We start from the raw sequence: 16,043 nt of genomic DNA, 5'->3' as shown, positions 1-16,043 counted from the left end.
AGTTATGGTCTGCTTAGGGAATATTGGTATTTTTGCCGGCTTCAAACGTTAAGCCATGAAGAAGTACCTGAATCTTTTTGATTTCTCACAGAAAGTCAACTATCGTACTGAAGTATTATCGGGATTGACCGTTGCCCTTGCTTTGGTTCCAGAGGCAATAGCCTTTGCATTGATTCCTGGGTTTTCACCCTTAACAGGACTGTACGCTGCTTTTGTGTTGGCTTTAGTGACTTCCATTTTGGGAGGTCGGCCAGGGATGATTTCAGGTGCTACCGGTGCAGTGGCGGTCATTTTTGTTGGGTTGATTTTAGAGCTGAAAAATACCTTTCCAGGGATAGAACCGACTACAATATTGAACTATGTTTTTGCTACGGTCATCATTGCAGGGGGGATTCAAATTCTGGCCGGAGTATTGCGCTTGGGTAAGTTTATCCGTTTAGTCCCGCATCCGGTTATGTTTGGATTTGTCAACGGCTTGGCGATTATCATTTTTATGGCGCAGTTTCCCAATTTTTATGAAAAAGGAACGGAGGAGTTGTTATCCGGAAGTTCGCTTTATACCATGCTTGGCCTCACCTTGTTGACCATGGTTATTATTTGGGGATTTCCTAAAATAACAAAAGCGATTCCATCTTCCTTATTGGCCATAATTGTTGTTTCTGCAATTGTTCTAGGCTTTGGCATAGATACCCTAACTGTAGCAGATACCATGCAAGAGGGCGAAAGTATAAAAGGAGGCTTTCCTCCACTATCAATACCAAATATTCCATTTACATTGGAAACTTTTCTAATAATATTACCATATGCTGGAATTGTTGCCGGGGTTGGACTTATTGAAAGCCTTTTGACCCTAAATATTATTGATGAGATTACCGAAACCCGTGGTAGCGGAAATAAGGAATGTGTGGCCCAAGGAACTGCAAACATCTTATCCGGATTCCTTTCCGGTATGGGCGGCTGTGCCATGATCGGTCAAAGTTTGATCAATACCTCTTCAGGTGCTAGAGCTAGGCTGTCAGGAATTACGGCCGCTGTAATGCTTTTGGTATTTATAATGTTCGGCAGCAGCTTAATCGAACAATTGCCTATGGCTGCCTTGGTTGGCTTAATGTTTATGGTTGCCATTGGAACTTTTGAATGGGCAAGCTTTAAAACCTTTCGAAAGATGCCCAATTCTGACGTGATCGTTATGGTCTTGGTAACCTTGATTACGGCAATTACCCACAACCTTGCCATAGCAGTTTTGCTCGGGGTGATTATTTCTGCTTTGGCCTATTCTTGGGAAAACGCTAAACGGATTCGCGCAAGAAAACATGTGGATGAGAATGGGGTTAAACATTATGAAATTTATGGACCTTTATTTTTTGGGTCAACCACCTTATTTGCCGAGAAATTCGATGTTCAAAATGATCCAAGCGAAGTAATTATTGATTTTCAGGAAAGCCGTGTAGCAGATATGTCAGGTATTGAAGCTTTAAATAAAATTACCGAGCGTTACAAAAAGGCTGGGAAAAAGGTGCATTTACGACATTTAAGTAGGGATTGCATTCGTTTACTAAAAAATGCCCAAGATATCATCGAGGTAAATGTGCTTGAAGATCCAACCTATAAGGTTGTTGCAGATAAGGTGCAATGAAAATAGACCTATTTAGTTGGTAAAGATTAAATAGCCACCAAGAACCAAGAAGCATAAAATCACAAAAGCACCAAGGTAATTTCTTATTTCAAGCAAGCGATCTCTTTTTGCTTGGGCAATAATTTTATCCCTAACTTTCTTTTGTTCAAAAGGTGTAAGTTCATTAAAATGTAACTGGGTGTCATTGGTATACCCTTCATAGGCTTCGCGAATATCGCTGTAGCTCTTTCTTTTACGGAGTAAAGCTCTATTCTGCTTAAGGACTAGTTTTGCATGACTTGAGAAACCCATATTAATAACCTTTTAATTATGGGTAGTCAGAAACCGGATTTTGTTACAAACGAAAGAACGGGACCTATTCCCTTAACCTCCCATTAAACACACTTACTTTAGGATTTATGGGATTACCCGATGCACGTCTCAGCATTGTAATTTGCCCTGCATGATAAATACAATCCGATAGCATGCCATTGATCATATTCCAATACGGAAAGGGAGTTTGCTTTTCGCCACGTTGAAAAATGACATTGAAACTTTCAAAATCTTCTGCGTTAGTTCCCTTCATTAAATCACTGGCTGCTTTAAGATTTTCCAAAGTCCCTTTTCGTAAATCCTCGTAGGTAAGTGAAGCAATATCCATTGGACGGACATTCGGAGTTGCAGTAGGAGCATTTTTTATCATTTCAGACATCCCATAAATATGAAATAAGGTTTCCATTATGGTTCTTCCATCCTCCGAAGGTTTATATTCCAAATCCTTTTGGGACAAGCCCTCTGTTGCCCAATAATAGCGGAAACCAAGTCCATCAATCATACGGGCAACCACATTACCTGAACCATAATTTTCAGGATATTCTGGAATTTGATAATATGGAAGTTCTTCTTTTTGTGCTTGCATATTTAATGCTAAAATGAAAATGAGGCCGAAAAATATGTTTTTTTTCATACAAATTGTTATTCTATACAGCCTTTATAGAAGGCATTTAGGCGATGGATTTCTACTTTGAAAAGCTTTTGTTGTAAAGCGATATCCTGAGACAGCATTTCTTTGGCAGCATCAAGATTGTCCTCCAGTACTATGATCATTCCAGTATCAGCATATCGAGCCCCCAAGACAATTTTTTTCTCTTTTCGCATTTTGGACAAAAAGGCGGAATGCTCCTTAAAATAGATTTGTTCGCTAGGAGTTTTCTCCATATCCCAACTTTCACCAAGGGTATAAAGGGCTATAAAGTGCATTTTTTTATCTGATTCTTCTTGGGAGAGCAGAAGCAATGGTGCTAAAAGTGTAACAAGAAATACTTTCATTCCTCTTAATATTGAACCCCGGGCATTTCGATACATCCGGCCAGAGGCAATTAGTTTTGAAAGATAAAAATAATAGTTGAAGCCCAAGCCCTCATAACTAAAGTTGCTTTTAACATTTAGTTGGGCTAAATAGCAATTCCAGGATTTCTCCTTCTTCCAAGGCATTCCATTTCAATATTAATTCTTGGAAATGACTATTGATTTTCTTTAATCTCTCAGGAGTTAGGACTTCGGGAAATGCTAAATCATTTTCCCTTAATATTCCTTTTAATTGATTTATGAAATCAGAACTTATATTTTTTTGATAATGACCAATCAACAGCAAATTCGCAATATGCTCAGTTTGTAAGGACTCGGGAGGCAGGTTTTTGGAAATCAATTCCTTAGGGCGTTGTTCAATTGGGAGCGCAAAATCCTGAATATCATATCCCTTGGACAGTAATCCGTAAAATGCATTTGTAAAACCAAGCTCCGTTTCTATTGCAAAATGTGCAAGATCATGTAACTCAAAATCTATCTGCAATTTATCCCATGTTCTAGAACCATCAGCTCTAATACAAGTTAAGGTACTTGGCTTGGAGCTATTTTTTTTGAATTGAATTATCATGATAAAGTTATTCAAATGAGCGCAAAAAAAAAGTGCCATCATCCAAGGAAGGATAACAGCACCACATGAAACATTTTTCGCTTTTAAAGAGTACGCAAATACTCAGCGACGTCTCGAGCTTCTTCTTCGGTCAGATTTTGGTTGAGCATAATGGCATTGTTGTATTCTTTCAGCAATGCTTTTGCAATCGGATCTTCCTTGAGCATCCCATCAGGATTTAGAATCATGTTCATTACCCAGGCTGGACTGCGTCTTTCATAAACCCCTTTCATCGCAGGACCGATCATACGTTGATCCACCATGTGACAGGCAACACAAATGGAATTGAATTTACCCTCTCCGCGTGCTGCCATCTCGGCATCAATATCAGATGGAAACTCAAAGCCTTTGATTGGGCCAACACCATCATTGTCCAAGTCCACAGGAACGGCTTCTTTGGCTTGTGCCTTTTTATCTTCTTTTTTGGTTCTGTTTACTTCAAAACCTTCTTTTTTTTCTTCCTTTTTTCCGCCGCAGCTTGCGATAAACGCACCCAAGGCTATAAACAATACCAGCTTTTTCATTGGTGATGATTTAGTTGTAGCTAACTGAAGCTACTAATATAGCGAAATATTGATAGTAAAATGGATGATAAGCCCGGTTTGGAGCTGATTTATGGAGCGAAAACCTTTTCGTTTAATAATTCAAAACAAAAGCATCAAATTTAGTTATCCATAAAAAACTCCAGGGCCCTTCTTTCAGAGTAAGATATATTGTTTTTACCCCAAAAACCGACATGTCCGCCATAATTAGGCATTTCTAAAAGGAGTTTCTTATTTTTTTCCGCTTCAGCTACGGGGTAACAATCCGTTCCTAAAAATGAATCGTTTTTGGCATTGATGATCAAACTTGGGGCCGTAATGTTTGGCAGAAATTGAAGTGAGCTGCACTTGGTGTAATAATCTAGGGCATCTTTAAAATTATGTGCTCTGCTCGTATAGATATCATCAAAATCTTTTAGTGTTTTTATCGCTTTTATATCGCTGTCGGAAATTTGATGTGAAAATAAGGGCTGCTTTTGCTTCAATTTGGAAATTAAATGTTTTTTAAACCTTCTGGCGTACAATACATTTTTGTTCGACAGCAATTGATCACAAGAATCTTTTAAACTGCAAGGAACGGAAACGGCAACTGCAGCTTTTATTTCTTTGGGAGTAGCATTGTCCTCACCCAAATATTTTAGTGCAAGATTTCCACCCAAACTGAAACCTTTTAAATATATTTCTGAATAATCCTTGGTTGAAAGTATATGGTGAAGCACCTCTTTTAAGTCTTCGGTCGCGCCGGAATGGTACGAGCGATAAAGTAAGTTCGGTTCTCCGCTGCAGCCCCGAAGGTTTACCGCACAGGCATCAAAACCATTTTTATTGAACAATTTGGCGCTGCCTGTGATATAAGGTCGTTGGGCATCTCCTTCTAACCCGTGCAGCAGGACAACCAATTTTTTGGTAGATGTGGTGGAATGACTCCAGTCCAAATCCAAAAAATCATGATCGGATAAAATTATCCTTTCCCGGGTTTGGACAAGATTATTGACCCTTCTGAACAGTCCACAATATATAGTGGACAAATGACCACTTCTGAAAAATCGAGGCGGGTGATAATTTGAAGAAATCAACGGCATGAGTAAAGAATAAAAGCTTACTATTCTTTAGGGAAGGTTTTCAAAAGATCAGTTTGTTCCTCAATTGCCGATTTAAATTCGGTTTTTAAAGTGCTTACCAACTCTGAAACGGGTACTACATTTTCGATGGTGGTGACTCCTTGTCCTGCGGACCAAATGGTTTTCCAGGCTTTTACTTCGGTATCCAATTCCTTTCCAAAATCAACTTTATGTTCTTTTTTGAGATCTTCTTCTGTAATTCCAGCAGCGTTTAGACTTGCTGCTAAGAAGTTGGCATGAACTCCTGAAATTGCAGCGGTGTAGACAATATCATTTGCACCAGCTTCAATAATCATTTTTCGATATTCTTCTGGGGCTTTACTTTCTTCAACATTGATAAACCGGGTTCCCATGTACGCCAAATCGGCGCCCATTTGCATGGCTGAAGCAATGTCTCTTCCTGTGCTGATACAACCAGAAAGCAAAATGGTTTTGTTGAATATTTTTTTCACCTCGGCAATCAAACTCATGGGGTTTAGGTTGCCACCATGTCCTCCCGCACCTGCTGACACCAAAATAAGACCATCAACACCTGCCTCTGCCGCTTTTTCTGCATGTCTTTTTTTAATGATATCATGAAAAACCAAACCTCCATAACTGTGAATGGCATCTACAACCATACTAACGGCCCCCAGGGAGGTTATCACCAAAGGAACTTTGTGTTTCATACAAAGTTTTACATCGGCCTCCAATCTGGGGTTGGTCGGATGCACGATAAGGTTAACACCAAAAGGCGCGGCCTTTTTACCTGTTTCTTTTTCAAATTGCTCCAATTCCGACTTTATTTGGATAAGCCATTCCTCAAAACCTTCACTGGTTCGCTGGTTCAGAGCAGGAAAAGTTCCTACGATCCCATTTTTACAGCATTCGACCACCAGTTTGGGCCCTGAAATAAGAAACATGGGTGCAGCTACGGCTGGGAGGGAAAGGTCTTTGATGAATTCGGCTTTGTCGCTCATGGGTTTTCTGTTAAAGTGTATTTAAAAATAGGGTAATTATTGTACTCGAATGCGGTCTGTTTTCAAAACTATGGTAATTTTACAATTATTATGCACGCATAACAAATTAACAGCCAATGTTTTTTAAAGAATTTGATATCAGATGGAGCGATTTGGATGCCAATCGCCACTTGGCCAACTCGGCTTACATCAATTTTATGAGTCATACCCGTATGGCCTATTTAGGTCAGCTGGGGTTTAATCAAAAGTCGATGGCGCAGCACAGTATTGGCCCTGTGGTCTTTTATGAGCATATGTATTATTTTAAAGAAGTGTTCCCTGGAAAACCGGTAAAAGTTTCCTTGGATTTTAAAGGGATGAGTGAGAATGGAATGTTCTTTGAGTTTCATCACGATTTTTATGACAGTAATGGTAAAAACTTTGCACGTTGCCATATGATGGGCGCTTGGATAGATTTAAAAGAGCGAAAACTTACTGCTTTACCTCAACAATTTTTGGATGCTTTTGATCAAATGGAAAGAGGCAAAAATTTTAAAGTCCTGACCAAAGAGGATACTCGAAAGTTTGTTCAGGTGCCACGAGATTTAAAGAAATACTAAACAGTCAATATGGTTTGATTTTTGTAGTTTATCAGCAAAACCATATCAGCTTATGAAATTATGTAAATTACTTTTGTGCTTGTTTGCTGCTTTCTCTTTAATGGGATGTTTTCAGAATAACATTTCTTCCGTAATGAAAAACTCGAAAGATGACCCATTTGAAAAATCTATTGTAGAAAGTCAATTCTTTACTATTTCTGGAAAGACTGATAATATAATTGAAGCTGAGGGAGGAACTCTTGTCATTCTTCCTAAGGGGTGCTTTATTGATTCTAATGGAAGCGCCGCAGTTGAAAATATCGAAATTGAAATTGCGGAAGCTTTATCTCTCGACCAAATGTTGCTTTCAAATTTAACCACCACTTCACATGGGAAACCTTTAGAGACCGATGGAATGATTTATTTAAATGCCACAACCGAAAATAAACAGCTATCAATAAATCCGGAGATTCCTATTTACGTTGAAATTCCCACTGATGAGATCAAATCTGATATGATGGTGTATAAAGGCATTCGAGATGAAAGTGGAAACATGAATTGGGTGCAACCCAAAAAATTGGAGAATTCGTTAGTGGCCATCGATGTTTTTTCTTTAAATTTTTTACCACAGGGATTTGAAGAGGAGGTTGAAAAAGGATTGCCATTTAGAAACTTTAAACAGGCCACACCTCAAGCTATTGACAGCTTGTACTATTATGGTAATGTCTACGTTGATGATATTATTGAGAAAAAACGCCTATCTGCTACCGAAAATGAAGGATACCTCTATTCCATACTAGCATCAGACGAAGTTGATTCCATAGTATCTGAATCTGAAGAATCTGATGTTTTGATTAATAAGGATATTCAAGACACGTTGTATACTACATATGGTGTAGATCCACGGAAGATTAAAGCAATAAAATCAGATGAATTTCAAAACACCCTGATTGCGACAAGAGAATTTGAGGAAAGGTTACAAGTAATGTTTAAAACCTGTAGACCAGATATTTTGGATGTCTATGTAAACAATTTGGATAAGAACTTGTGGGAACTTGATAGTTTGGTAGCAACAATATTAAGAGGAGAAAAATATGAAGATGTTTTTTTAAAGTTTTCCAGACAACGAAAAACAAAAATTAAAGGAGCGGATAAGAATGTTCAAATTCTAAATGAATATTACAAGCAAAGATTAAGACAAATTAAGGCAGAGTCCAGAAAGATATTTGAAGAATTGGAACAAAGTCGAAAAATAGAAGAAAAAAAGAAAGAGAAAATACGCGAAGCATATCGTAGAGTTCTAAAGAAAAGAGAAAAACATAGAATGGAGACCTATGGTTTTCTACAAACTGAATTAGGCTGGGTAAATATTGATCGAGGAGCTGGGGAAAAAGACTGGGAATCTCAAAGGTTGGAAGTGTTAGTTAAAAATGGTGATTTCTATGATAGAGTGCACACTTATATCTTTTATAAATCGATTAAAAGCCTATATCGACTTAATTCCTTGGATAACAAAACTTTTTTTGTCGGTAATGAAAATTCAAGAGAAATGTTGATTCCTAATAGAAAGCCTGCTATAATTGCAAGTATCGCGTATCTTGACGATGAGGTTTATTCAAGTTTCTTTGAATTTGAAACAAATTCGACCAAGGAGATTCAGATTAATTTAAATAAAACCGAAAAGATAAAATTAGAAGAAATCTTGAAGGAATTTGACACCAATGGAGCGGAAAATAGTATTGATTTGGATTTAGCGTTTATGACAGAACTGTCCATCAATAAAAAAACAAAAGAGCTTTTAGATTCAGAACAGGATTTTCTTTATAGACTGTATAAAAAATCCTTCCCAATGGATTTAGCTATTGCTTTTGATACGAAGTATCAAATAGATTTGGCAGCGTGCAATCCAAGCCCTAATGATGTCGTTCCCGAAACAGTTCCTGAACACGATGCAGTAAATTAAATAAAATCAAGGGCTCAGCTTCGGCCTTTTACTAGCAAGATAAACCCCAAATAACACCAAAACTGTTGCAATAATTTTGACTGAGGTAAGCTGGTCCTTGCCCGAGAAAAGAGCAAACAAAATGCCCAGCAATGGTTGTAAGTAAATAAAGGCGCCTACCGTAGAGGCTCTTAGTTGTGTAAGGGCAAAAACGTTAAAGAGATAGGTTAAAAAAGTTGTGCCAATAACCACAAAGGCGATAACCCCATAAACCCACAAGGGCATATTTATCCAGTCGATTTGTGAAAACTCTGGATAGGTTACCGGAAAGGCAATGACCAGTCCAATTAAAAAGAGCCATTTCATCATGGTGAACGGGTGATATTTTTCAATCAACTTTTTTACCAAGATCAAATAGGATCCGTAAACAGTGGCGTTTAGAACAAAAAGCATATTGCCAACAGGGATGTTAGGGGCATCTTGGCGTATTTCTGCGCCGAAAAGGATTAATCCCAAAGCGCCGATAAATCCCAAGAAAATTCCCAGTCCCTTGTTCAATGTAATTCGCTCTTTTATAAATAGTGCGGAAAGCACCACTACAATTATGGGGGTAATAGTGACCAAAACGGAGCTGTTGATGGGGGTCGACAACTCAAGTCCTTTAAAAAAGGCAAGCATATTAATGGCCATTCCTAGTAGGGAGCATAGGAAAATCCGCCCCCAATCCTTTTTTTCGATTTTTTCTTTTGGACCTAAAAAGGAAATTATCCAAAAAAGTATGGTAGCCCCACCCAAACGCAGCATGATAAAACCAAAAGCACCTACATAATTGGGCATAACACCCTTGGCCACGGTATGGTTTATGGCATAGATAGTAGTGGCACCCAGTGCCGCAAGCATGGCTAGGGTTCGTTTACTCATGAATGAAGGGCTTCTTTTGCGGCTTCAACCACCTTTTTTGAATTTCCGATGAAAATCTGATCATTGATGATAGTCACGGGCCTTTTTAGAAAGGTGTAATGCTCAAGAATCAAGTTTTTATAATCATCTTCTGACAGCTGCTGCTCATGAAGTCCTCTTTGACGAAAAAGCATAGCCCTTCTACTGAACAAAGCTTCATAGCTTCCGGCCAGATTTTTCATTTCCTCAAGTTGTTCCGAGGTAATGGATTCTGTCTTTATTTCTTGCAATTCAACCCCGTTTAAGGGCTCCAATTCTTTCAGTATCCGTTGGCAAGTTGAGCAGCTTCCTAGATGATAGATTTTTTTCATTGATTGTTTTATTAATTATGGTGATTTGAGTTATTTTTCGATGTATTCGGAAGTTCCTTTTTTTGATGAATCACCAAGCCATTCCCAATCCAAATACAAATGGATTTTATCGTTTGCATCAAGACGGATTCGTGCCTTGGCTTTTCCAGCTTTCAATTCCCCTTCCATGGTGATGCATTGATACAACATTTCCATTTTATCCTCGTGGAGTTTGGCAATTATTTTTCCATAGCGAATAGTACCCCCATCATACTCTGCAGTGATAAGATTGCCTTCTTGTTGGTATCTAAAAACGGTATCTGAAGTAACTTTGCCGTTTTCAGAATTTTCAAGAAGCAAAAAAGTCTTGTTATTTAGGTTATAGCGTTGCATTCATGATACTTTTAGGATTTGTATTCCGCTATGCAAATTTAGCAAGAAAGGAATTTAGAATTGGATGGAATTTACATCATGAAAGTGCAAAAGCAACAGCTTTTTGCGCATGTATTTTTGCGGTGTCGAATGTTGGGATATCCACTTCTTCCGAAGGAATTAAAATAGGTAACTCCGTACATCCTAAAATGGCCCCTTCAGCCCCTTGTTTTTCCAACTTTTTAATGATTTTTATGCAGGTGTTTTTGGCTTCTTCAGTAAAGATTCCTTTGACCAATTGGTTGTAAATGATATCCTGTAAAATGTCCATATCTTCATTACTGGGAACCAAAACCTCCAACTCATATTGTTCTTCCAAAATTTTGGTATAAAAATCCTTTTCCATTGTGAATTTGGTACCCAATAACGCTACTTTTTTTATGCCTTTGGCTAGAATTGCCTCCCCCGTTGCGTTGGCGATATGCAAAAAAGGAACATTCACTGCATTGGTTATGGAATCGCTTACCAAATGGATGGTATTTGTACATAGAACGACCATCTCCGCACCAGCTTTTTCCAAATTTTGCGAATAAGTAGCCATGATATCTCCTATTTTGTTCCAATCGTTAGAGAAGGAGTGACGCTCAATTTCTTCAAAATCAACGGAAGAAAGAATGCTTTTGGCCGAGTGGGAACCACCAAGTTTTTCGCGAACCATTTTATTGATATGTTGGTAATAGATCTTTGAAGATTCCCAGCTCATTCCCCCAATTAAACCTATGGTTTTCATAGTTTTTTTATTTGATTTTTGATATATCTTCTGCTCCTTCAATGGTAAAGTTGCTTAAGAAGTTCACTATTCGTTCAATAAAATTGTTGTTTGCCTTTTGATGGGCCACAACCTCTTCGATACAGTTACAGTTGATACAATTTTCCATGAGTTTCAAATTTATATTTCGCTAATTATCGATATGTGGAGTTAAAAAATTATAAATCGTTCTTTAAGCTTTCTACATAAGCTTTGATTACTTTTTCGTTCCTTTTATAATAGGTCCACTTTCCATGCCGGGTTGGAATGACCAAATCGGCATTTTGCATGGAGTTTAAATATGTTGAAATGGTGGATTGGGACAATCCGGTTTTGTCTTGAATGTATCCCACGCAAACCCCATCATTAAAATGATCAATATCCTGGTGCGGAGGAAAATTTACCTCTGGCTCCTTAAGCCATTTTAAGATATTGACTCGGGTTTTATTGGACAGCACTTTACTAATTTCAACAATATCCATGCGTCAAATATATACAAATATTGACATATCTAAAAATATAGATATGTTTTAACTTCGATTTAGTATTTTAAAGGGCAAAAGTACCTTAAAGTTTAACTTTTCGCCGGAGATATTTGTTTGCTTCTGCATAAGGGATGGTCAAAGTAATTGGCCCATCAGCATAAGAGGCTACTTCGTATTGGTTGTATAAGAGTGTAATCCCTTCCTTGGTATAACCTACATTTTCAGATAGATGGAAGGCATCTCGTTCAAACATAAACCCAGTTGCATTGATGTTGTCATCTTGAGGAATATCTTCCTGAATGCGAAATTTGATTTCGGCGAACTTTAAAAAGCCCTCCAAATCGTCAAACAGTTCCCAATTTTCTAGTTCAGTTGCTTTTCGCTTATCAAAATTTAAAAAAGAAGTGGATCCATAACCATGCGCTCCTCCAGTAAAAGAATACGCATTGAAATACAAAGTTAGCATGTCGTTATCCTCATAGGAGACATCGCTTTCTACTTTAGCTTCCCAGCCCATCGTTTCATCAGAAAATTTTGATTTCAACTCCTTAAAACTAGTTGTAAATGAAGTTATGGCATTGTCGATAGTGGTGATTTCCTGTTCTTCATCAAACGATAAAAGCAAAATAATTTCTTCTTCCAAAGCCGTATTTATCCGATTGGACAGAATGGTTTCGTCCAAAGCTTTGGGAATGGCTATGTCAATTTTTGGACAGCCTTCGCAGGTCTCATTGGATAAGTGTATAGGTTCAAAAGTAAGTTTCTCATCATTTTCACAACCAAGGAGGGGCAGAAATAGCAGGAGTAGGCGGAACGCTTTTTTCATAAGCTGAGGTTTTAGGGTCTTCAAAAATAAGACATCATTGATTACTCCAAAAGATAACAATACATTTGTAGCCAGATTAATACGAGATGAGCAAAAAAGATTTGAAATTCAACAGTAAGACCATTCACGGAGGGCAGCATCCAGACAAAGCTTATGGAGCTGTTATGCCTCCGATTTATCAAACTTCAACCTATGCGCAGACTACACCTGGAGGACATATGGGTTTTGAATATTCGAGGAGTGGCAACCCTACGCGAACAGCTTTGGAAAACTCCTTGGCGAGCATTGAGAATGGCAATTTCGGACTTGCTTTTGCAAGTGGACTTTCTGCCATGGATGCCGTTATAAAATTGTTGAATCCTGGGGATGAGGTGGTTTCTACCAATGATTTGTACGGAGGTAGTTATCGCTTGTTCAAGCAGGTTTTTGAAAAATACGGAATTACTTTTCATTTTGTGGGGATGCAAAGTATTGCTGCCATTGAAGAGCAAATCAATGATAAAACCAAATTGATCTGGGTGGAAACTCCGACCAATCCCATGATGAATGTAATCGATATCAAGGCAGTGTCCGATTTGGCCAAAAAAAATGATTTGCTTTTGGCTGTTGATAATACTTTTGCAACCCCGTATCTGCAACGCCCTTTGGATTTGGGTGCTGATATTGTGATGCATTCAGCTACTAAATATTTAGGAGGGCACAGTGACGTTGTTGTTGGAGCTTTGGTTGTAAAGGATAAAGATTTGGCAGACCAGCTTTATTTTATTCAAAATGCAAGCGGTGCAGTGTGCGGACCGATGGATAGCTTTTTAACGCTTCGTGGTATCAAAACCTTACATGTGCGTATGCAACGCCATTGTGACAATGGGAAAGCAATTGCGGAGTACTTAGTAAAGCATCCGAAGATTGAAAAAGTGTACTGGCCCGGTTTTGAAACCCATCCCAACCATGATGTGGCCAAGGCTCAAATGGATGATTTCGGTGGAATGATCTCTTTTGTTCCCAAAGGCAGCAGCTACGAAGAAGCCATTAAAATTGTGGAGAAATTAGAGGTTTTCACCCTAGCTGAATCCTTAGGTGGTGTGGAAAGTTTGGCGGGTCACCCTGCAAGCATGACGCATGCAAGTATCCCTAAGGTAGAACGTGAAAAAAGTGGAGTGGTCGATTCTCTTATTCGACTTAGTGTGGGTATCGAAGACGTTGGTGATTTGATAGCTGACCTGGAACAGGCAATCGGATAAACTGTTTTTGAAAAATTTTTAAAAAACAGAGGTTTAAATTATGTAAATACCATAATTTTGCCGTCTAATTCCTAATTCAATAAAATTGACCCCTTTTGAGAAACTGGGGACACTAAAACAGTAATCCGTTTTATGGAAGCAAAAATCAAAGCATTTATGGATGAGATCATTGCCCGCAATGGCCATGAACCCGAATTCATCCAAGCGGTACAAGAGGTAGCTGAAACTGTTATCCCTTACATTGTAAAAAACGACATCTACCATGGGAAAAATATCCTTTTAAGGATGGTAGAGCCAGAGCGATTAATTTCGTTTAGAGTGGCTTGGGTAGATGATCAAGGTGAGATTCACGTAAACCGTGGATATCGTATACAAATGAACTCCGCAATTGGTCCTTATAAAGGAGGACTTCGTTTTCACCCAACAGTGAATGCCAGTGTACTAAAGTTCCTCGCATTTGAGCAAGTTTTCAAAAATAGCTTGACAACCTTGCCAATGGGTGGTGGTAAAGGAGGTTCCGATTTTGACCCTAAAGGAAAATCCGACGATGAAGTAATGCGTTTTTGCCATGCTTTCATGTTGGAACTGAACAGGCATATAGGGCCGAATACCGATGTTCCAGCTGGAGATATTGGTGTTGGTGCCAGAGAAATTGGATTCCTATTTGGGATGTACAAAAAAATTAGAAATGAGTTTACCGGCGTATTGACTGGAAAAGGTCGTTCTTGGGGGGGGTCATTGATTCGTCCGGAAGCTACCGGATACGGTACTGTTTACTTTGCAGATAGTATGCTAAAGACCCAGGAAAAATCATTCGAAGGGAAAAATGTTGTGATTTCCGGTTCAGGAAACGTAGCTCAATACGCTGCTGAAAAAGTAATGCACTTAGGCGGAAAAGTATTGACACTTTCCGATTCTGGCGGATATATTTTTGACAAAGACGGTATTGATGCAGAAAAGCTTGCCTTTGTTATGGATTTGAAAAATAACCGAAGAGGAAGAATTTCTGAATATGCTGATAAATATTCATCAGCAGAGTACCATAAAGGAAAAACACCTTGGGAAGTGGCATGTGATGTTGCCCTTCCATGTGCAACGCAGAACGAACTTAATGGTGATGATGCGGCCAAGCTGATCAAGAATGGTTGTATGGCTGTTGCTGAAGGTGCAAATATGCCTTCAACACCAGAAGCTATCCATGCCTTCCATGAAGCTAAAATTTTGTTTGCACCTGGAAAAGCCTCCAATGCGGGTGGTGTTGCCACTTCGGGATTGGAAATGTCGCAAAACTCACTTCGAATCAGTTGGACACGAGAAGAGGTAGACGATAGATTAAAAGGCATCATGGAAGATATTCATGACTCCTGTATCGAATATGGAAAAGAAGATGGTGGGTATTGTAACTATGTAAAAGGAGCCAATATTGCCGGTTTTGTAAAAGTTGCCGATGCCATGCTAGCACAAGGAGTTATCTAGGCGTTAAGCGAATTAATAAACTACAAAGTGGGCGGTTAGTTTATAATCGCCCACTTTTTTTATCTTCATCAGTCATATAATGTCCCCTTGAGGGGACTTTAGGGGTGTTTTTACAAGAGGCTATACCATTTTATGCAAGTTACAACCAAAGCCATAGTGTTTTCTTCCATTAAATATGGGGATACAAGTCTTATAGTAAAAGCATTTACCGCCTCTGATGGTCTAAAATCCTACTTGCTTAAGGGCGTGCTTTCCTCCAGAAAAGGGAAATTGAAAGCGGCCTATTTCCTTCCCTTGATGCAGCTCGAAATTATAGCAGTACACAAAAACAAAGGCACGCTTGAAAGCATTCGCGAAGCCAAAGTGGCCTTGCCGTACAAAACGGTGCATACCGATATTGCCAAGAACAGCATGGTACTTTTTTTGGCGGAGATGCTGTCCAACAGCATACAAGAAGAAGAACAGAATGAAGGATTGTTCAACTATTTGGAATATGCACTTAATTGGCTCGATGTGTATCCACCAAACCCAAATTTCCATACGCTGTTTTTGCTCAACCTGACTAAATATTTGGGCTTTTATCCAGATACTTCGTTTCAAAACCAACCCTATTTTGACCTCTTGGAGGGGAGTTTTTACAAAAAACCATCTTTGAATCCCTTGATTCAGGGAGATGATTTAGAGTACTTCAAGAAGCTTTTGGGCATAAATTTTGATGCACTTCCAACAGTACGAATGAACAAGCCCCAAAGACAAGGACTCTTAAAGAATGTTATTCTGTATTTTGAACTACATTTGCACGGATTCAGAAAACCCAAGTCCTTGGCTGTTTTAAATGCAGTTTTTGAATAGT

General features: G+C 38.7%; 20 protein-coding genes. 6 read left to right on the top strand and 14 right to left on the bottom strand.

Annotation, left to right across the window (positions count from 1 at the left end):
- The first annotated feature begins 55 nt into the window (after window positions 1–55).
- Complete coding sequence (locus tag ACULLG_RS01955) at window positions 56–1,636, top strand: SulP family inorganic anion transporter (RefSeq protein WP_452125084.1); 1,581 nt, start codon at window positions 56–58, stop codon at window positions 1,634–1,636.
- Window positions 1,637–1,648: 12 nt separating this feature from the next.
- Here the strand turns inward: ACULLG_RS01955 and ACULLG_RS01950 are convergent, their stop codons facing one another.
- From ACULLG_RS01950 to ACULLG_RS01920, 7 genes are all read right to left on the bottom strand, one after another.
- A complete protein-coding gene (locus ACULLG_RS01950) occupies window positions 1,649–1,927 on the bottom strand; it encodes a hypothetical protein (RefSeq protein WP_452125083.1) in 279 nt (92 codons plus the stop codon).
- Between the two features lie 64 nt (window positions 1,928–1,991).
- Window positions 1,992–2,534 carry a DinB family protein gene (locus tag ACULLG_RS01945; RefSeq protein ID WP_452125082.1) on the bottom strand — a complete coding sequence of 181 codons (543 nt, stop codon included), beginning with the start codon at window positions 2,532–2,534 and terminating at the stop codon, window positions 1,992–1,994.
- 56 nt (window positions 2,535–2,590) lie between these two features.
- Window positions 2,591–2,944 carry a hypothetical protein gene (locus ACULLG_RS01940; RefSeq protein ID WP_452125081.1) on the bottom strand — a complete coding sequence of 118 codons (354 nt, stop codon included), beginning with the start codon at window positions 2,942–2,944 and terminating at the stop codon, window positions 2,591–2,593.
- A 109-nt stretch (window positions 2,945–3,053) separates the two neighbouring features.
- Window positions 3,054–3,551 carry a hypothetical protein gene (locus ACULLG_RS01935; protein WP_452125080.1) on the bottom strand — a complete coding sequence of 166 codons (498 nt, stop codon included), beginning with the start codon at window positions 3,549–3,551 and terminating at the stop codon, window positions 3,054–3,056.
- An 83-nt stretch (window positions 3,552–3,634) separates the two neighbouring features.
- On the bottom strand, window positions 3,635–4,114 hold the full coding sequence (locus tag ACULLG_RS01930) for a c-type cytochrome (RefSeq protein WP_452125079.1): 480 nt from the start codon (window positions 4,112–4,114) through the stop codon (window positions 3,635–3,637).
- A 140-nt stretch (window positions 4,115–4,254) separates the two neighbouring features.
- Window positions 4,255–5,214: a YheT family hydrolase gene (locus ACULLG_RS01925; RefSeq protein WP_452125078.1), complete on the bottom strand. Its 960-nt coding sequence runs from the start codon at window positions 5,212–5,214 to the stop codon at window positions 4,255–4,257.
- 20 nt (window positions 5,215–5,234) lie between these two features.
- A complete protein-coding gene (locus ACULLG_RS01920; RefSeq protein WP_452125077.1) occupies window positions 5,235–6,212 on the bottom strand; it encodes an NAD(P)H-dependent flavin oxidoreductase in 978 nt (325 codons plus the stop codon).
- 116 nt (window positions 6,213–6,328) lie between these two features.
- Between ACULLG_RS01920 and ACULLG_RS01915 the strand changes: the two genes are divergently transcribed.
- Window positions 6,329–6,811: an acyl-CoA thioesterase gene (locus ACULLG_RS01915; RefSeq protein WP_452125076.1), complete on the top strand. Its 483-nt coding sequence runs from the start codon at window positions 6,329–6,331 to the stop codon at window positions 6,809–6,811.
- Window positions 6,812–6,863: 52 nt separating this feature from the next.
- A complete protein-coding gene (locus ACULLG_RS01910; RefSeq protein ID WP_452125075.1) occupies window positions 6,864–8,753 on the top strand; it encodes a hypothetical protein in 1,890 nt (629 codons plus the stop codon).
- Window positions 8,754–8,759: 6 nt separating this feature from the next.
- Here the strand turns inward: ACULLG_RS01910 and ACULLG_RS01905 are convergent, their stop codons facing one another.
- The 7 genes from ACULLG_RS01905 to ACULLG_RS01875 form a co-directional block, all read right to left on the bottom strand.
- On the bottom strand, window positions 8,760–9,653 hold the full coding sequence (locus ACULLG_RS01905) for a DMT family transporter (protein ID WP_452125074.1): 894 nt from the start codon (window positions 9,651–9,653) through the stop codon (window positions 8,760–8,762).
- Window positions 9,650–10,003 carry an arsenate reductase family protein gene (locus tag ACULLG_RS01900; RefSeq protein WP_452125073.1) on the bottom strand — a complete coding sequence of 118 codons (354 nt, stop codon included), beginning with the start codon at window positions 10,001–10,003 and terminating at the stop codon, window positions 9,650–9,652. Before ACULLG_RS01900 ends, ACULLG_RS01905 begins: the two co-directional genes overlap by 4 nt.
- Before the next feature lie 30 nt (window positions 10,004–10,033).
- Window positions 10,034–10,375, bottom strand: coding sequence for a hypothetical protein (locus ACULLG_RS01895; protein ID WP_452125072.1), 342 nt, complete (start codon window positions 10,373–10,375; stop codon window positions 10,034–10,036).
- Window positions 10,376–10,451: 76 nt separating this feature from the next.
- Window positions 10,452–11,144 carry an aspartate/glutamate racemase family protein gene (locus ACULLG_RS01890; protein ID WP_452125071.1) on the bottom strand — a complete coding sequence of 231 codons (693 nt, stop codon included), beginning with the start codon at window positions 11,142–11,144 and terminating at the stop codon, window positions 10,452–10,454.
- Window positions 11,145–11,151: 7 nt separating this feature from the next.
- The gene (locus ACULLG_RS01885; RefSeq protein ID WP_452125070.1) at window positions 11,152–11,292 is read right to left on the bottom strand and encodes a hypothetical protein; all 141 of its coding nucleotides are present in this window, start codon (window positions 11,290–11,292) and stop codon (window positions 11,152–11,154) included.
- A 49-nt stretch (window positions 11,293–11,341) separates the two neighbouring features.
- Complete coding sequence (locus ACULLG_RS01880) at window positions 11,342–11,644, bottom strand: ArsR/SmtB family transcription factor (protein ID WP_452125069.1); 303 nt, start codon at window positions 11,642–11,644, stop codon at window positions 11,342–11,344.
- 85 nt (window positions 11,645–11,729) lie between these two features.
- Window positions 11,730–12,473: a DUF3298 domain-containing protein gene (locus ACULLG_RS01875; protein WP_452125068.1), complete on the bottom strand. Its 744-nt coding sequence runs from the start codon at window positions 12,471–12,473 to the stop codon at window positions 11,730–11,732.
- An 86-nt stretch (window positions 12,474–12,559) separates the two neighbouring features.
- On the opposite strand from ACULLG_RS01875, the gene ACULLG_RS01870 reads away from it, so the two are divergent.
- The 3 genes from ACULLG_RS01870 to recO all read left to right on the top strand — a co-directional run bounded on the left by ACULLG_RS01870 (window position 12,560) and on the right by recO (window position 16,042).
- Window positions 12,560–13,714 carry a cystathionine gamma-synthase gene (locus tag ACULLG_RS01870; RefSeq protein WP_452125067.1) on the top strand — a complete coding sequence of 385 codons (1,155 nt, stop codon included), beginning with the start codon at window positions 12,560–12,562 and terminating at the stop codon, window positions 13,712–13,714.
- A 132-nt stretch (window positions 13,715–13,846) separates the two neighbouring features.
- A complete protein-coding gene (gdhA, locus tag ACULLG_RS01865; RefSeq protein WP_452125066.1) occupies window positions 13,847–15,190 on the top strand; it encodes an NADP-specific glutamate dehydrogenase in 1,344 nt (447 codons plus the stop codon).
- Between the two features lie 132 nt (window positions 15,191–15,322).
- A complete protein-coding gene (gene recO, locus ACULLG_RS01860) occupies window positions 15,323–16,042 on the top strand; it encodes a DNA repair protein RecO (protein ID WP_452125065.1) in 720 nt (239 codons plus the stop codon).
- The last annotated feature ends 1 nt before the right edge of the window (window position 16,043 follow it).

It is taken from the genome of Flagellimonas sp. 2504JD1-5, from assembly GCF_053618295.1.
This window is presented reverse-complemented; position numbering and strand designations above follow the sequence as displayed.

What these genes read in the sequence shown, in the direction of transcription:
- ACULLG_RS01930 (WP_452125079.1), bottom strand. Translation starts at nt 4,114, where the DNA reads ATGAAAAAGCTGGTATTGTTTATAGCCTTGGGTGCGTTTATCGCAAGC.
- ACULLG_RS01945 (WP_452125082.1), bottom strand. Translation starts at nt 2,534, where the DNA reads ATGCAAGCACAAAAAGAAGAACTTCCATATTATCAAATTCCAGAATAT.
- ACULLG_RS01935 (WP_452125080.1), bottom strand. Translation starts at nt 3,551, where the DNA reads ATGATAATTCAATTCAAAAAAAATAGCTCCAAGCCAAGTACCTTAACT.
- gdhA (WP_452125066.1), top strand. Translation starts at nt 13,847, where the DNA reads ATGGAAGCAAAAATCAAAGCATTTATGGATGAGATCATTGCCCGCAAT.
- ACULLG_RS01895 (WP_452125072.1), bottom strand. Translation starts at nt 10,375, where the DNA reads ATGCAACGCTATAACCTAAATAACAAGACTTTTTTGCTTCTTGAAAAT.
- ACULLG_RS01915 (WP_452125076.1), top strand. Translation starts at nt 6,329, where the DNA reads ATGTTTTTTAAAGAATTTGATATCAGATGGAGCGATTTGGATGCCAAT.
- ACULLG_RS01910 (WP_452125075.1), top strand. Translation starts at nt 6,864, where the DNA reads ATGAAATTATGTAAATTACTTTTGTGCTTGTTTGCTGCTTTCTCTTTA.
- ACULLG_RS01900 (WP_452125073.1), bottom strand. Translation starts at nt 10,003, where the DNA reads ATGAAAAAAATCTATCATCTAGGAAGCTGCTCAACTTGCCAACGGATA.
- ACULLG_RS01875 (WP_452125068.1), bottom strand. Translation starts at nt 12,473, where the DNA reads ATGAAAAAAGCGTTCCGCCTACTCCTGCTATTTCTGCCCCTCCTTGGT.
- ACULLG_RS01870 (WP_452125067.1), top strand. Translation starts at nt 12,560, where the DNA reads ATGAGCAAAAAAGATTTGAAATTCAACAGTAAGACCATTCACGGAGGG.
- ACULLG_RS01955 (WP_452125084.1), top strand. Translation starts at nt 56, where the DNA reads ATGAAGAAGTACCTGAATCTTTTTGATTTCTCACAGAAAGTCAACTAT.
- ACULLG_RS01920 (WP_452125077.1), bottom strand. Translation starts at nt 6,212, where the DNA reads ATGAGCGACAAAGCCGAATTCATCAAAGACCTTTCCCTCCCAGCCGTA.
- ACULLG_RS01950 (WP_452125083.1), bottom strand. Translation starts at nt 1,927, where the DNA reads ATGGGTTTCTCAAGTCATGCAAAACTAGTCCTTAAGCAGAATAGAGCT.
- ACULLG_RS01890 (WP_452125071.1), bottom strand. Translation starts at nt 11,144, where the DNA reads ATGAAAACCATAGGTTTAATTGGGGGAATGAGCTGGGAATCTTCAAAG.
- ACULLG_RS01880 (WP_452125069.1), bottom strand. Translation starts at nt 11,644, where the DNA reads ATGGATATTGTTGAAATTAGTAAAGTGCTGTCCAATAAAACCCGAGTC.
- ACULLG_RS01925 (WP_452125078.1), bottom strand. Translation starts at nt 5,214, where the DNA reads ATGCCGTTGATTTCTTCAAATTATCACCCGCCTCGATTTTTCAGAAGT.
- ACULLG_RS01885 (WP_452125070.1), bottom strand. Translation starts at nt 11,292, where the DNA reads ATGGAAAATTGTATCAACTGTAACTGTATCGAAGAGGTTGTGGCCCAT.
- ACULLG_RS01940 (WP_452125081.1), bottom strand. Translation starts at nt 2,944, where the DNA reads ATGAAAGTATTTCTTGTTACACTTTTAGCACCATTGCTTCTGCTCTCC.
- recO (WP_452125065.1), top strand. Translation starts at nt 15,323, where the DNA reads ATGCAAGTTACAACCAAAGCCATAGTGTTTTCTTCCATTAAATATGGG.
- ACULLG_RS01905 (WP_452125074.1), bottom strand. Translation starts at nt 9,653, where the DNA reads ATGAGTAAACGAACCCTAGCCATGCTTGCGGCACTGGGTGCCACTACT.